Source organism: Clostridium nigeriense (assembly GCF_050585245.1).
In the GTDB taxonomy this organism is placed as follows: domain Bacteria; phylum Bacillota; class Clostridia; order Clostridiales; family Clostridiaceae; genus Clostridium; species Clostridium nigeriense_A.
Genome location: NZ_JBNOOF010000002.1, coordinates 299,381 through 315,066 on the forward strand (window position 1 = coordinate 299,381; position 15,686 = coordinate 315,066).

Here is a 15,686-nt window from a genome sequence, read left to right on the forward strand (position 1 = left end):
CTAAATAACAAAATAAATATAAAAAAGAGTATAGGGGAAATAATGAATAAAATTAAGGTAGTATTTTTTGATATGGGAAATACTTTATTACATTTCCATACAGGAAAATCAGATGATGAAAAGGATATAGAGGAATTAAAAATTTTAACCCAATATTTAAATAAATTAAGAGCTTTGGGATATAAAATAGGGGTTATTTCTAATACATGTTATTATGATGAAGTTATGAAGGAATGTTTTAAAAAGGCGGGAATATCTGATTTAATTGATAGTTTTACGTTTAGCTATTCATTGAAAGTTGGCAAGCCTGATAAAGAAATTTTTAAGTATGCACTTGAAAAAATGAATGTATTACCCAATGAATCTATTATGATTGGAGATAATTTAAATAGCGATATTAAACCTGCTCAAGAAATAGGAATGTACACTATATTATTTAATAAAAATAATGAAGAATTATCTAGTGAAATTATCCCCAATGATATAATTACAGATTTATCTGAGCTACCTATATATTTGAATGGAAAATTTAACGACAATAGAAGTGATCTATAGTATTAATTTATATTAGTATCAAAGTATTAATTAAGAATATTTAAGAGTTTTATAGAAGTTTGTGAAATGAAATATTAATTATGGGGTGGGATTCAAATGTCTACAATGAATAAAGCAGAAAATGTAAAAGATCAATATTCTGATGATAAAAATTTGGCAATAAGAACTAAATTGCATTTAAAATATAGTACAAACAAGTAAGGCTTTGTACCGTGGTTATTTGATAAATACGAGTTTTTAGAAAACTTTAATATACTAGAACTTGGTTGTGGGAATGGCGCACAATGGGAAAATAGGCTTGAAACTCTACCTAAATCTTGCAGTTTAACTCTTTCAGATTTTTCTAAAGGTATGGTAGATATAGTTAGAAAAAACTATTCTAAATACAATAATGTTTCATTTCAACAAATTGATATACAGGATATTAATTTTCCAGATGAAACTTTTGATATTATTATTGCTAATCATATGCTTTACCATATTCCTGACTTGCAAAAGGCATTATATGAAGTGAAACGTGTGCTTAAGACTGGAGGAAAATTCTATTCAACCACTAATGGAAATGGTGGAATGAGAACATTTTTACACAATGCCTTAAAACATGTTGATCCAGACACTAACGCATTCACACAAGAATTTTCTTTTAATCTCCAAAATGGATATGAAATATTAAGTAATAATTTTTCGAAAGTAAAAAGGATAGATTTTGAAGATTCATTATCAATTACAGAAACGCAAGATTTAATTGATTGGATGAAATCTACAATGTCTATAGCAAGTTACTCAGAAAAGGATATTGATAGATTGTTTGATTATTTTGAAGAGATAAGAAAAAAACAAGGTGTAATCAATATTGAAAAAGAGTGTGGTTTATTTATTTCAATTAAATAATTATTATACGATCAGTTTGGCTTAGTGATGATTCTGTAAAGCCTTACGGACTATTTTATTAATTTCAATAAGTATTATATTGCTTATTTAAGAAGAGGGGGATGAATTTGGATTTATATAATAAACTTAGGTTTAATATGGAGAGGTTTAGTGGAGGTACAGATTTCATATATACCATATATGGGTTAGATGAAAATGAAGATTATGAAGCTATTATTTTAGCACCATCATGGAAGCCAGAAAAGATATTCAAGAATTTTAATACTGAAATCAAATCCATTAAAATAGGACCATACTATAGTAGTTACATTGTACAAGTAAATAATAAGAAATATGGATATATACAAACTTCAGCAGGAGCATCTAATTTAGTAGATTGCTGTTTGACATTAGGAAATACTAAATGTAATAAAATAATATTTATAGGTGCAGTTGGAGCGTTAAAAGATGATATGAAATTAGGAGATATTATTACTCCATCAAAATCTATTGCAGGGGATGGAGCATCACTTTATTTGTATGAAAATATATCTACTGATAAGTTTCAAGCACTAATATATCCTAAAGTAGAGTTAAAAGAAAATTTAATAAGTATTGCAAATAAAATTGGAATTGAAGTTAAAGAAAAAGTAGTATATTGCACAGACTCTATATTTTGTGAATATTTTCATTTAAATGAGATATTAAAATTGGGTAGTGAAGCAATAGAAATGGAAACAGCAGCATTTTATCGTTGCATGGAAATTATGAATAAAGAAGGAATTGCAATTTTATGTGTTTCAGATAATTCAGCTACACAAAATGCATTAATTGGAAGAAGTGAAGAAGACACAGAAAAATTTCATAAAAGTAGAGAACAATTAATTTCCAAATTAATATTAAGTTTATAGAATATATGTATTAAATTGTGATTTAGTAAAAAAGGAGGCAAGTATATGATAAACATTAAAAAAATAATAATTCCAACGATATGTATAGCCATTTCATCATTTGCCATTGGTGCAAAAGATAGTAAAGATTCAGCTAAAAGTTTAGACGGAGTATATACATTAAATCAAATAATAACACAAGAAGGAGAAGTTAGAAATTTTACTTATGGAGGAGAATTGACAGTTAATGATTTAAAAACTACATTTAATACTCCAACGCAGAGCTGTCAGTGGGAAATTGAAAAAAATAGTTATGAAATAATTGAAAATGGATTTGTTGAAACTTCTTCAAATACAAATGAAAAATATGTTTGGATGAAAATTAACAATTAAAGAATAAGTATTAATAATAAAATAACGGATGCACAAGTGTATTATATCATGAATTAATATATTTTCTTGAAAGGAGATAGCTCTATGGAGAAAGTAGCAAATTTATTTTCTATTAAAGTATCATCTCTGCTTATTGGAGTAGGGCTTATAATTATTATAGCATTAGCCATCGTCATCTATATGAAAAAAAGAAATTCAGAACAATTTTAAACTTGTGTGAATTAAAAATAGGAAAAGAGAATAGGTGAGAAATTATGATTATTGATAAAAAAGAAATTATATTAAAAAACGGACAAAAAATATTACTTAAAAGTGCAACGGAAAAAGATGCAGAATCACTTTGTCATCATCGTTATATTACTTCTTCTGAATCGTATTTTATGGCAAGATATCCAGAGGAAATAAGTTTAGATGTAGAAGGAATGAAAGAAAAGTTAGTTACTATTGAAAAGGATGAGAAAGATTTTACAGTTACAGCTTTTTTAGATGGAAAAATAATAGGAGATGCAGGAGTCACTAAAATTAGGAACCATATTAAATATCGTCATAGAGCATATTTTGGAATTTCTATTTTGAAAGAATATTGTAATAAAGGACTTGGAAAATATATATTAGATATAGCATTAGAACAGGCTAAGAGGAATGGGTTTGAACAAGTTGAATTAGGTGTATTTGAAGATAATTTAAGAGCAATAAATTTATATGAAAAATGTGGATTTAAAAAAGTTGGGATTCAACCAAGAGCCTTTAAACTTAAAGATGGTACTTATAGAGATGAAGTTCAAATGGTGTATATTTTCAATTAATAATTAATAGGTATTTGTGGGTTATTTTGACTATGAAAACGAAAAATTATAGTATAAATCCTTTGTGAAAGTGTTATAATTACATTAAATTGGATAATACTTTAATTGAGGTGAAATAATGTTTGAAGATAAGTTAAGGGAAGCTATTCAACTGTTATTGGAATATAACCCCATTATTATATATTTATTTGGATCTGCAAGTAGAAATGAGTTAAGAGAAGATAGTGATATTGATATTGCATTTTTATCTAAGGAAGATATTGATGAATATACTGTGTTTATGAAAGCACAAGAGCTTGCTGATATTTTTAAAAGAGAAGTAGATTTAATTGATATTTCAAAGTCATCAACAGTATTTAAAGCTCAAATCGTAGGAAATGGAAAAGTTATTTATTGTTCAGATGACAAAGAAAGAATGTTTTTTGAGATGCGTGCTTTTAAAGAATATATTTTATTTAATGATGAGAGAAAATGTATTATTGAAAAGATAAAAGAAAGAGGTTCAGTTTATGGGAAGTGATGTAATTTTAAATAAAATAGATACTATAGAAAGATGTATAAATAGAATAAAGGAAGTTTATGCTGACAATCCGGAAAATTGAAATAAAAATTGTTCAAATGATAATTGAAAGACATTTAGAGGATTTTAAAGATTTAATATATTATATGAATAAGTTAATATAAAAAGAATTTAATCAAACAAGATTTATTCACATAACTTTTGGGGGGGAGCAAAGAAAATGTTGATAACGTACAGTGAAGTTAACCCCAGGATGTAGGAAGAATTGTGTAAAAGCAAATCTACTACATCCTTTTTTGGATTTATTTCCTAACAAAAGGAGTTCACTTTATTGTAAAAATACTCTATTTTTAGCTATTATAGCTAAGTAATATTAGATGTAAGTAGTTTCATAAAATTTATTTTAGAAATTAATTAGGTTGGTTGAAAAATATGATATAATTCGTATTAAATTACATTGATTAAGGGGAGGTTATGTTGTATGGAATTATATTAATTATTGCAGGGTTATTGTGTATATTATTACCGAAAACTAACTGGTATAGAGAATCTATAATAAAGCATAATCACTTAGAAGTAGAGGAACTTTTATCTTCTATTAGAAATATAGTGGGTTTTATATTTATATTTTTAGGGGTTTTATCTTTCTTTTCATAAATGATAAATATTTTTTAGATGGAGAGAGAATTTTTAAAAAAATTAGATTTAGAAGGGAAATACAATATAATGAAAGATGTATACAAAAATGTCCTGAATTTGAAAATAAAAAATATAAATTGTTTTTCATTTATATTTATTATAGTTTTATCAGTTCTTAAAGTTATTTTTGATATTTACTTTTTAAAAATATCTTTTAACAAATCAATTATTTATGTCTCATTTCTTATATTACCAATAGTAATAATGTACTTATTAAAAAAATATGTATCAATTAAAAATTATACTATAAATTTTAATAATAAGTTATTATTAGCATTTATATTTGTATTTTCTATTCAAGAATTAATTTCTTTATTTATACAATCTTCTATAATTAAATTAGGCAATAATATATTTATTCTTAAAATAATACTTATACTAATTGTATTTCTATCTTATTTTTATCTTAGAGTAAAATTTAAGATAAAAAAGATATATTTAAATGTAAATTGTAAAAGCGTTTTAATAGCATTAATAATAGGAATTATATATTTATTTTTAACAAGATTACAAAGTAAGATATATGGAGAAATACATATATTTAATATGATAATTTATTTTATTAGTTTACTATTTTATCCATCCTTATATGAGGAATTTCTTTTCAGAGGTTTTTTTATTGGGGGAATTAAAAAGTTTAAATTAGATGATAATTGGATAAATATAATTCAGGCATTAGTTTTTGGATTAATTCATTATAATCAATTTTCTCAATATGGAATACTTGGGATTTTAGGTAGTAGTAATCAGATTTTGATAGGATTTTTATTGGGACAAGTTTATTATTATACTGGATCTCTAACTCCGTGTATAATAATACATGCATTTTGTGATTTGTTATTTTTATAAACTTAAGTTGAAACATCTTTTATAATTTCCTTCCGTCAGCTCTGAAGTGCTTCTATTAATTTTGCAATGACTTGGAACTTAGAAACAGAACAAAATTCATAATTCCGAGGAATGAGGAATTATTACCTTCAGTGTATAAAGAGATAAATATTGTATGACGGCGACTTGGAGCTTGCGACGGAGTAAGGAATATAATATTTATCTCTTTCTTATATTATACCTAACTTTAATTTTAGGTTTAATACTTTTAAAACAGCTTCATCTATTACTTTTTCTTTTATATCTCCATTTTTTACAGCTTCTATTATAGATGGAATTTGAACTTCATAGTCTGAAGATATAATTAAGTCATTACCTGAATTTACAGCAAAAATTGCAGAGTTAACTTCTCCAATATAATCTTTTATAGCACTCATCTGTAAATCATCTGTCATTATTACACCGTTGAAATTTAATTCATTTCGAATAACATCATGTACTTTTTTAGATAGAGAAGCAGGTAAATTTTCATCTATAGAATTTATTATATTATGAGAAACTAAAATGCTATCAGCTCCTGCATCTACACCGGCTTTAAAAGGAATAAAATCATTATTTAAAAAACTTTCATAACTTCTATTATCTATAGAAATACCTGAATGAGTATCTAAATTATCGCCATATCCAGGAAAATGCTTTAAAGTTGAACCTATATTATTTTCCTTCATAGTTTTAACTACAGTTTTAATATATTCAGCAGTTTCTTCTGCAGATTTTCCAAAAGTCCTAGGATAAATATAATCATTAGGATCAGTTGAAATATCAGCAACTGGAGCTAAATTCATATTAATTCCAATGGATTTTAAAAGAGTAGCTTTTTCCTTAGTATCAGTAATAATTAGGGGATATCCTCCTTCATTATATAGTTCTTGTGGTGAGTAAAACGGAACTGATCTAAACTCTGAATACCAGCTTAACCTATTAACAGTGCCACCTTCTTCATCTATTGCTATAAAAAGTTTAATAGGTGAGTTTGTTTGATAAGTACTTATAGTAGAGGAAAGACTTTCTTTATTTTCACCGTCTATATTTTCATCAAATAAGATAAACCCACTAACTTTATATTCATTTATATCATCAATGGCGGTATATTCATTGCATCTAATTAAAAACATTTGTCCAATTTTTTCTTCTAAAGACATAGTCTTTAATATTTCATTAGCCTTCTCATCAATACTATCTTTAACTTCTACGCTTTCCTCAATAGTTTCTTCTGGATTAATTGCAGATTGTCTAATATCTCTATTAATAAACTTGCCAAGTAAAAATCCAGAAAGAAGCGATGTTATAATAATAAGTATAATTAAAATAAGCTTTTTCATGTTTACCTCCACAAAAAATTACTGTTTACTATAAATATTAACACTTATAGCCAAGCTTAAACATTATATAATATAAGAAATTTCAAATTTTTGTTCCAATGTGGACTAGAAAATTGAAAATAATAAAGAATACAGCATAAAATATTTACAAAGGGGAAATGTAAAGTTATAATGTTACTGATAATAAGTGAATATTTAAGCGTTGAAAGAGAAGAGTATATAGCAATTTAATTTAAAGAGATCTAGGGATGGTGAAATCCTAGAAGTTAAATCTATAGAAAGAAGCTCTGGAGCTATAAACTGAAAAAGCATTAATTGTAAGTAAGTTTGTGGGATTCTTCCCTTAAAGAGAAAGAGTGGATTAATTATTTTATTAATCAACTTAGGTGGTAACGCGGAATATGTCTTTCGTCCTAAGCTTTTAGGATTGAAGACTTTTTTTATTTTATATTTAAAGAAAGGATAGATAAGGATGAGTTTAGAAAAATTAGCAAATTTAATATTTCCTAATGTAGATAAAACACCAGAAGATTATATTAAAATGTATCCAAAAAGAAATCTAAAAGAAGGTGCTGTTGTTACAAGATATGCACCATCACCAACTGGCTTCCAACATATTGGTGGAGTTTTTGCTGCATTAATTAATGAAAGATTAGCAAGTCAAACAGATGGAGTTTTCTATTTAAGAATAGAAGATACTGACCAAAAAAGAGAAGTTGAAGGTGCTATAGAAGATACTATTCAAACTATGCATAACTTTGGTATGGATTTTAATGAAGGTATGACTGGAAACAATACTTCAAAAGGAGAATATGGTCCATATAGACAAAGTGAAAGAGCTGATATATACAGAGCTTTTGCTAAGGATTTAATTAAGAAGGGATTAGCTTATCCAGCTTTTGATACACCAGAAGAGTTAGCAGAACTTAGAGAAAGACAAACTGCTGCTAAAATAACTCCAGGATATTATGGAGAATATGCAAAAGATAGAAATTTAACTCCAGAAGAAGCTATGGAAAAAATAAATAATGGAGATGCCTACATAATTAGATTTAAGTCACCAGGAAATATAGAAAATAGAGTAGAATTCCATGATTTAATAAAGGGAGATATAAGCTTTCCAGAAAATAATCAAGATATAGTTATAATAAAGGGAGATGGACTTCCAACTTATCACTTTGCGCATGCTATAGATGATGCTTTAATGAGAACTACTCATGTTATAAGAGGAGAAGAATGGTTATCTTCATTACCAATACACGTTCAATTATTTGATGTATTAGGTTTAGAAAGACCAAACTACGCTCATATTCCAACTATAATGAAGAATGATAATGGCTCAAAGAGAAAACTATCAAAGAGAAAAGATGCAGAGGCTGCAGTTTCATACTATAAAGAAGTAGGATATCCAATGGTATCAGTAATTGAATACCTATTAAATATAATAAATTCTACTTTCGAAGATTGGAGATCAGAAAATCCAACAGTGGATTATCATGAATTTGAAGTAGCTTTAGATAAGATGAGTAAGTCAGGAGCATTATTTGATATAGTTAAATTAAATGATGTAAGCAAAGAAGTTATTTGTAAGATGAAAGCTGATGTAGTATATGATTATTATACAGCTTGGGCTAAGGAATATGACAAAGAAATGTATGATTTAGTAACTCCAAATGAAAAAATGTCTAAAGAAATCTTCAATATAGATAAAGAAGGTCCAAAGCCAAGAAAAGATTTTGCAAAATGGGATGAAGTAAGAGGAAAGATTGATTATTTCTTTGATGAATTATTTAACAAAGAAACATCAGAAAATGTTGAGCTTCCAAAGACTTTAACTTTAGAAAATGCAAAAGAAATAATAAAGGTATATAAAGAAAAATTCAATTTCAATGCAGGAAGTCAAGAAAATTGGTTTGAAGATTTAAAGGCTATTGGAGCAGAACTTGGATATTGTGCAAATAGAAAAGAATATAAAGCAAATCCAGATCAATATAAAGGAATGATTTCTGATGTAGCTGGAGCTGTAAGAGCCTCACTATCTCATAGAAGTAATACTCCAGATCTTTATACTATTATGCAAATATTAGGTAAAGATAAAGTAAGATCTAGATTCGAAGCGTTTTTAAATTTATAAAATTAAGGGAGTAGTAATGTACTCCCTTTTTGTTTTTTAAAACATGGCTTATAAGAATATTAATAAACGAATGTAAATATATGTAGACACTTTTAATGTATCTAATGATTATCTACCTGAAGAGATGAGAGAAAATACTTTAAGTGGAGAGGTAGAAATACCAGATAATTTTACAATTGATTTAGATATAAAATCTTTTTCAAATAGTGTATATGGAGATTGGAAATTTAAATTTAATGTATCAAAAGATGAAATAGAAAAAAATACTAATAAAGTTGCTCTTTCAGTAGATTTATCAGAAGTTAGAGAGGGATTAAAAGTTAATGAAGTTATTTTTACACCAATTAATACAATATTAAGATTGTCAGAAAGTAATTTATGGTCAGTTGCTGGTGGGCAAAGTGGGAGAATAGGTAATTTTATTGTAGTAGATGATAAAGGAAGAAACCTTAGATCTATAAGTGGAGAGGGGTATAGTCCATCATCTGATGCAAAGGAATTCTATAGCCAAGAACAATACAGGGGTATTTACGAAGATACTAATTCAGTAACGTTTATCCCGGTTATTTCCAAGAAAAATGTAAGGGATGTATCAGAGGATAAGAAAAAAGAAGTTTTATTAAATAACGATGGTGAAACTATTTTATCTCAGGGAAGTATTGGAGAATATATAGTAACAAAAGTAGAATTTTTAGAAGATAAAACACTAGTTCATTATAAATGCACTGGATTTATTGAAACCCACTATGGATTGGCTTTAAATATAGTAGATAGTGATGGTAAAGAATATAAATTTGCGACAGAAAATTTAAGAGAAGGAGACAATGAATATATAGCTGAAATAGAAGCTTTATCAAAAGATAAAGAATATAAACTTAGCGCACCAGATTACGAAAAAATTTATTACGTGAAAGAAGATTTGAAATTCACTGTTGATGTTAAATAGTAAAATAAATATATATGATAAAGGTTGAACAAGTTAAATATACAAAAAAATTGCTTAACAATCTTGAAATATTGTTAAGCAATTTTTTTTCATATAGATAAAGATAAATTTAATTTCAATGCAGAAAGTAAAGAAAACTTGGTTTGAAGATTATGCAAGGAAGTGTTTTGGAGTATAAAAGTGAAAATGATAAAAAAATATTTACAAATACATATTTGAATTGTATAATATATTTAGAAAATTTGGAAAAATAAGTAGTTGATTTGTATGCGTGTTACCAATAAGGGCATTAGCTTTCTTACAAGTTTAGTAAGAGAGCTTTTTTTTATTTATATTTATATATCTTTAAAATTGAATATACATAAATTTAATGAGAGAAGGTGGATTTTAAAATGTAATATTTAACTTCGAAATCATTGTTAAATAATATGGTTAATGCTAATAATTTTAAGTGAAAATTTAATTATTAACGGGGGAGAAATGTATGAAAAGAAAAAGGTTGATAAGCATTTTATTAACAGCTGCTATGGTTGCAAATTTTATAACTGTTAAATCAAAAGCTGTACAAGCGGTAGAAAATGTAAATTTAGCTCTTAACAAACCAATAACTGCTAGTAGCTATGAAGTTAATACTACATCACCAGAAAAGGCTGTAGATGGAGATTTAACAACACGTTGGGGAACAGCTCAAAATAAAGCGGCTAATGAATGGGTAGAAATAAATTTAGAGGAAGCTAAACAAATAAGACAAATTAATATTTGTTTTGAGAGAACTGATGAGAATCAAAATATTTTAGGTTACAAGATAGAGTTAGAAAATAACGGAACATATACTGAGGTTTATAAAAAGACAGAAAAAGTAAAACAAAATGAAAAAATAGTATTTGATGAAGTGAAAACGGCTTCTAAGGTAAAAATAACCATTTTAGATGCAAATGGTGGAACTTTAAACTGGAAAAATGTTGGAATAAATGAAGTTGAGATTTATAGTGATGTTGTGAAAGATGTTGAATCAAGAGAAAATGTTAATCATGTTCTTAATTCAACCATGACAGCTTCTAGTGTAGAAGAAAATTTAGAAAGATTAAATGCTTCAAAAGCAAATGATGGTTCAAAAGACACTCGTTGGGCAAGTAATTATGATAGTCCTTCTACACAATGGTTAAAGGCAGAGTTTCCAAAGTTAACAAAAGTAAAACAAATTAATATTAATCTATTAAATAGAGATATAGCTCCGAATGATTCTAATGTAGAAAAATTAAGTATAAAGTACACAGATGAAAATGGAGAGGAAAAATATATTAAAAAGGATTTTGCAAATACTTCCTTAGGTTCAGGAAAGGGTTGGAGTACTAATATATCTATTTTATTAGATGAAGCTATTGTAGCTAAGGATGTTACAGTTTGTGAATTTGTTGCAAATAGTACTTCGTATAATAATATAAGCATTACAGAATTGGAGGCTTACTCAAATGAGAAAAGTCAAGAAGTATCATTAGACAGTGCAGTTGCTGGAATTGTTGGACAAACTGTTGAAAATGATGTTGAAAAATTACCAATGCCGTCAATGCCAGAGGGATATACAGTTAAAATAAATGGTGCTGATTTTGAACAAATTATTGCTGATGATGGAACAATTGTAAGGCCATTAACTGATAAAAGTGTAAAAGTTTCTTTCGAAGTAACTGAAGAAGCAACAAAGAAAACAAAGAAAACTGATGATTTGGAATTTATTATTAAAGGTAAAAATACACAAAAAGAAGGTATGAATTCAAAACCTGTTGTTATTCCAGAAATTGCAGAGTGGTATTCAGATAGTACAAATACTTTAAATATTAATAGTGTTGATACAGTAGTTTACAATGACGATTCTTTAGAGGGGGTTGTAGACGAATTCATTAGTGATTATGAAGAGTTTACAGGAATAAAATTAAGTAAGGAAAAGGGTAGTACTAAAGCAAATGCATATAATTTTGTAAAAGAAGCACCAGATTCTTTATTAGGCGATGAAGGATATACAATGGATATCCAAGGGGATAGAATTATTGTAAAATCACAAAGTGTTACAGGTAATATGTATGGAATGCAAACTATACTACAAATGTATAAGCAAAATGAAAGTTCATTTAATATAGGAACAATGAGAGATTATCCTCGTTTTGAAAAACGTGGTTTTTTATTTGATGTAGCTCGTAAGCCTGTTTCAATGGAAATGATTAAAGATGTTGCAAGAACTATGAGATATTACAAGATGAATGATTTCCAAGTACATTTATCTGATAATTATATTTTCTTAGAGCAATATGGAAAAATGGAAAATGAAAATGAAGCATTTAAGGCATATGAAGCTTTCCGTTTAGAATCAGGATTAACAAACGATGAGGGAGAATCTCCTACAGCAAAAGATTATTGGATTTCAAAAGAAGATTTCAATGATTTTATAGTTAGCGAAAGAAATGTTGGAATGAATATAGTTCCTGAAATAGATGTTCCAGCTCACGCTACATCTTTTACTAAAATTTGGCCAGAATTAATGGTTTCAAACAAAGTATCTTCATTAAATGCAAATAGACCATTAATAGACCACTTTGATGTATCTAAACCAGAAGTTGTTGAAAAAATTAAAGAAATATTTGATGATTATACAAAAGGAAATAATCCAACATTTGATTCACAAACTACAGTACACATCGGGGCAGATGAATTTTTATCAGATTATACAGCATACCGTGACTTCTTAAATGAGTTAGTACCTTATATAAAGGAAACTAATACTGTTCGTATGTGGGGAGGATTAACTTGGATTAATGATAATAAAACTGAGATTAATAAAGATGCTATAGAAAATGTAGAAATGAATTTATGGTCTAGTGATTGGGCAGATGGATTACAAATGTATAATATGGGCTATAAATTAATTAATACTATTGATGACTTTGGTTACATGGTACCTAATGGAAGTATGGGACGTGCAAATGCATATGGAGATTTATTAAATATTAATCGTATATTTAATGAATTTGAAGCAAACCGTTTAAAAACAAGATCAGGGTATAAATATGTTCCTTCTGGGGATGATCAAATGCTTGGTGCAGCTTTTGCAATTTGGAGCGATAATATTGATAAGTCTGCTTCTGGACTAAGTGAGTCAGATTTATATTGGCGTTTCTTCGATGCTATGCCATTCTATGCTGAAAAAACTTGGGCAGCAACAGGTAAAGAAAAAGGAAGTGCAAATGAATTAAGTACATTAGCAAATGAAAAGGGTATAGGACCAAATGTAAATCCATACTATCAAGAAGAAAAAGAAGGGGAAGTATATGAAAGCTATGATTTTGAAAATGGATTAGAAGATACTTCAAAGAATGATAGGGATTTAATTGAAGGAACTGCTAAAGTGGAAAATGGAGCTTTAACTCTAGATACAGACGAAAGTTATGTAACATCTCCTATAGAAAAGCTTGGAAATGGTAATGAGTTATCCTTTGATATAACCTTAGAAAAAGCATCTAAACCAGGAGATATATTATTTGAAGCAGATGCTGCATATGGAACACATGACATAAGAATTATGGAAAATGGAAAGCTAGGCTTTACAAGAGAATTATATAATTACTACTTTGATTATGAATTACCAGTAGGTAAAACTGTAAATATTAAAATTGTTTCAGAGCAACAAAAAACTAAATTATATGTAGATGATGAATTTGTTTGTGATGCTAGTGGAAAATTTATTCATAATGATATAGTGAAAAAAGAAAATATTACTAATTCTACATTTGCATTACCTTTAGAAAGAATAGGATCTAAAGCAAATGCTATTGAAGCAGTTATTGATAATGTAGAAGTTTCAGAGTCTAAAGCAGTAGAGGATATTTACCATAAAGAAAATTGGACTGGTGAAACTAATACTGAAACTGTTTATAATGAGACAGAAGGTAAATTACAATATGCATTTGATAATAAGCAAAATACAATTTGGCATTCTAATTGGCAAGGAGCAACTGATAAATTAGATGGAACAAATTCATTCTATGCAGAATTAAATTTAGGTAAAGCATATAAAATTAATCAATTTTCATTTACACCTAGAGTAGATACTGCTAGTGGTTATGTTACTAAGGCAGATTTATATGTTAAAAATAAAGAATCTGATGCATGGAAGTTGGTAGCTGAAAATGAAATATTTGAAGCAAATGCAAATAAAAAGACATTTACATTTGATGAGCAAGAAGTTAAATATATTAAATTTGTAGCTAAGGCATCCAATGATGGTTGGGTAGCAGTTTCAGAGTTTGATATTGCAAATAAGCCAGAACAAACATTTACTGTACATGTTGATGCTACTGAAGGTGGAACAGTAAGTGGTGGAAAAGAAGCAAAACAAGGGGAAGAAGTTACTATAACTGCAACTCCTAATAAGGGATATATATTTGATGGATGGTATCGTTCTACAGGAGAGAAGGTTTCTGAAAATGATAAATATACATTTAATGTAGATGGAAATATATCATTAACAGCTCACTTTACTAAAAATGGAGAAGTTGAAGTTAATAAGGAAGAACTTGAAAATATTTATAACACAAATAAAGATAAATTAGAAGATAAATATACACCTGAATCATGGTCAATATTTAAAAATGCATTAGATAACGTAAAAGTAGTATTAGATAATGATGATGCAACACAAGAACAAGTAAATGACGCTATTAACAAATTAAATGATGCAATATCCAAGCTTGTTAATAAGCCTGAAACTTCTGAGGTTGATAAATCTAAGCTTCAAGAAGTAATAAACAAAGCAGAAGCAATAGACACAGCTAAGTATACTAAGGAAAGTGTTGATGCATTTAATAAGAAGTTAAAAGAGTGTAAAGATATTTTAAATAATGAAAAAGCTACTCAAGAAGAAGTAGATAAAGCAATAAAGGAATTAGAATTAGCATTAAATAATCTAGAATTATTGAAAGATAATGATAACACTGGAAATGATAATAATGGAAACAACAATGGAAATGGTAATGCTGGAAACGGTAATGCAATTGATAATGCTAGTAATAATAGTACTGGAAAGGGTAATGGTTCAAATAAGTTACCAAGTACAGGGGGAACTTCATCAATGGCTGTTGGAGTAATGGCCTTAATAATGACTGGTGTGGGAATAGTTCTAAGAAGAAAGAGATAGTTAATAAGTTTAAAATTTAATAAAAATGAGCTGTCGTACTAATTAGTGCACAGCTCCATTTTTTTATAAGCAGAAATAATAGAATTAAATAATAAAAATTTTTATTTAATAGTTGAAATTAATTAGTGTTATTATGTAAAATATTTATGAAAAGATAGTAAAGGAGATGAATCAATGGAAAACTATAATGTTGTATTAGATTGTTTTGAAAAGAATGATGAGCCAATGAATGCCACTAAAGTTGCAGAAAAAACAGGCATAGATAAAAAAGACGTATCTAAGGTAATGGATAAACTTAAGAAGGAAGAAAAAATTTATTCACCAAAAAGATGCTACTGGCAAATAAAAAGAGACTAGAAGGAGCTGTCAAAGACAGCTCCAATTAAGAATTGAAAATGAATAATGAGTAATTTAGGTTGAAATTTCACATAAGATGAAATTTCTTTTTTTTATAAATAATTGTATTAAAAAGCTTAAT

13 protein-coding genes, 1 pseudogene and 1 other annotated feature are annotated in these 15,686 nt (G+C 27.5%); of the genes and pseudogenes, 13 read left to right on the top strand and 1 reads right to left on the bottom strand.

What is annotated here, in order from left to right:
• The first annotated feature begins 18 nt into the window (after nt 1-18).
• The 9 genes and pseudogenes from ACQPUY_RS04750 (at nt 19) to ACQPUY_RS04790 (ending at nt 5,582) form a co-directional block, all read left to right on the top strand.
• A complete protein-coding gene (locus tag ACQPUY_RS04750) occupies nt 19-555 on the top strand; it encodes an HAD family hydrolase (RefSeq protein ID WP_430840253.1) in 537 nt (178 codons plus the stop codon).
• 249 nt (nt 556-804) lie between these two features.
• Nucleotides 805-1,446 (top strand): annotated as a pseudogene (locus tag ACQPUY_RS04755) (class I SAM-dependent methyltransferase); the annotation flags it as partial.
• A 101-nt stretch (nt 1,447-1,547) separates the two neighbouring features.
• Entirely contained in the window at nt 1,548-2,336 is a 789-nt protein-coding gene (locus tag ACQPUY_RS04760) for a phosphorylase (protein WP_430839794.1), read from the top strand.
• A gap of 45 nt (nt 2,337-2,381) precedes the next feature.
• Nucleotides 2,382-2,708 carry a hypothetical protein gene (locus tag ACQPUY_RS04765; RefSeq protein ID WP_430839795.1) on the top strand — a complete coding sequence of 109 codons (327 nt, stop codon included), beginning with the start codon at nt 2,382-2,384 and terminating at the stop codon, nt 2,706-2,708.
• 84 nt (nt 2,709-2,792) lie between these two features.
• Nucleotides 2,793-2,918 carry an LPXTG cell wall anchor domain-containing protein gene (locus ACQPUY_RS04770; RefSeq protein ID WP_430839797.1) on the top strand — a complete coding sequence of 42 codons (126 nt, stop codon included), beginning with the start codon at nt 2,793-2,795 and terminating at the stop codon, nt 2,916-2,918.
• Nucleotides 2,919-2,962: 44 nt separating this feature from the next.
• Nucleotides 2,963-3,514 carry a GNAT family N-acetyltransferase gene (locus ACQPUY_RS04775; protein ID WP_430839799.1) on the top strand — a complete coding sequence of 184 codons (552 nt, stop codon included), beginning with the start codon at nt 2,963-2,965 and terminating at the stop codon, nt 3,512-3,514.
• A gap of 118 nt (nt 3,515-3,632) precedes the next feature.
• On the top strand, nt 3,633-4,034 hold the full coding sequence (gene mntA / locus ACQPUY_RS04780; RefSeq protein WP_430839800.1) for a type VII toxin-antitoxin system MntA family adenylyltransferase antitoxin: 402 nt from the start codon (nt 3,633-3,635) through the stop codon (nt 4,032-4,034).
• A 474-nt stretch (nt 4,035-4,508) separates the two neighbouring features.
• Entirely contained in the window at nt 4,509-4,691 is a 183-nt protein-coding gene (locus tag ACQPUY_RS04785; RefSeq protein WP_430839801.1) for a hypothetical protein, read from the top strand.
• Nucleotides 4,692-5,279: 588 nt separating this feature from the next.
• Nucleotides 5,280-5,582, top strand: coding sequence for a lysostaphin resistance A-like protein (locus ACQPUY_RS04790; RefSeq protein WP_430839802.1), 303 nt, complete (start codon nt 5,280-5,282; stop codon nt 5,580-5,582).
• 209 nt (nt 5,583-5,791) lie between these two features.
• Here ACQPUY_RS04790 and ACQPUY_RS04795 read toward each other — a convergent pair whose 3' ends face one another.
• On the bottom strand, nt 5,792-6,943 hold the full coding sequence (locus ACQPUY_RS04795) for a glycoside hydrolase family 3 N-terminal domain-containing protein (RefSeq protein WP_430839804.1): 1,152 nt from the start codon (nt 6,941-6,943) through the stop codon (nt 5,792-5,794).
• A gap of 193 nt (nt 6,944-7,136) precedes the next feature.
• Nucleotides 7,137-7,362 (top strand) — a binding site (T-box leader).
• A gap of 53 nt (nt 7,363-7,415) precedes the next feature.
• Between ACQPUY_RS04795 and gltX the strand changes: the two genes are divergently transcribed.
• The 4 genes from gltX to ACQPUY_RS04815 all read left to right on the top strand — a co-directional run bounded on the left by gltX (nt 7,416) and on the right by ACQPUY_RS04815 (nt 15,565).
• On the top strand, nt 7,416-9,077 hold the full coding sequence (gltX, locus tag ACQPUY_RS04800; protein WP_430839806.1) for a glutamate--tRNA ligase: 1,662 nt from the start codon (nt 7,416-7,418) through the stop codon (nt 9,075-9,077).
• Between the two features lie 124 nt (nt 9,078-9,201).
• Nucleotides 9,202-10,023, top strand: a complete 822-nt coding sequence (locus ACQPUY_RS04805; protein WP_430839808.1) for a DUF5643 domain-containing protein — start codon at nt 9,202-9,204, stop codon at nt 10,021-10,023.
• A gap of 484 nt (nt 10,024-10,507) precedes the next feature.
• Nucleotides 10,508-15,208 (top strand): discoidin domain-containing protein, encoded by a 4,701-nt coding sequence (locus ACQPUY_RS04810; RefSeq protein WP_430839809.1) that lies wholly within the window; start codon nt 10,508-10,510, stop codon nt 15,206-15,208.
• 174 nt (nt 15,209-15,382) lie between these two features.
• On the top strand, nt 15,383-15,565 hold the full coding sequence (locus tag ACQPUY_RS04815; protein WP_430839811.1) for a MarR family transcriptional regulator: 183 nt from the start codon (nt 15,383-15,385) through the stop codon (nt 15,563-15,565).
• The last annotated feature ends 121 nt before the right edge of the window (nt 15,566-15,686 follow it).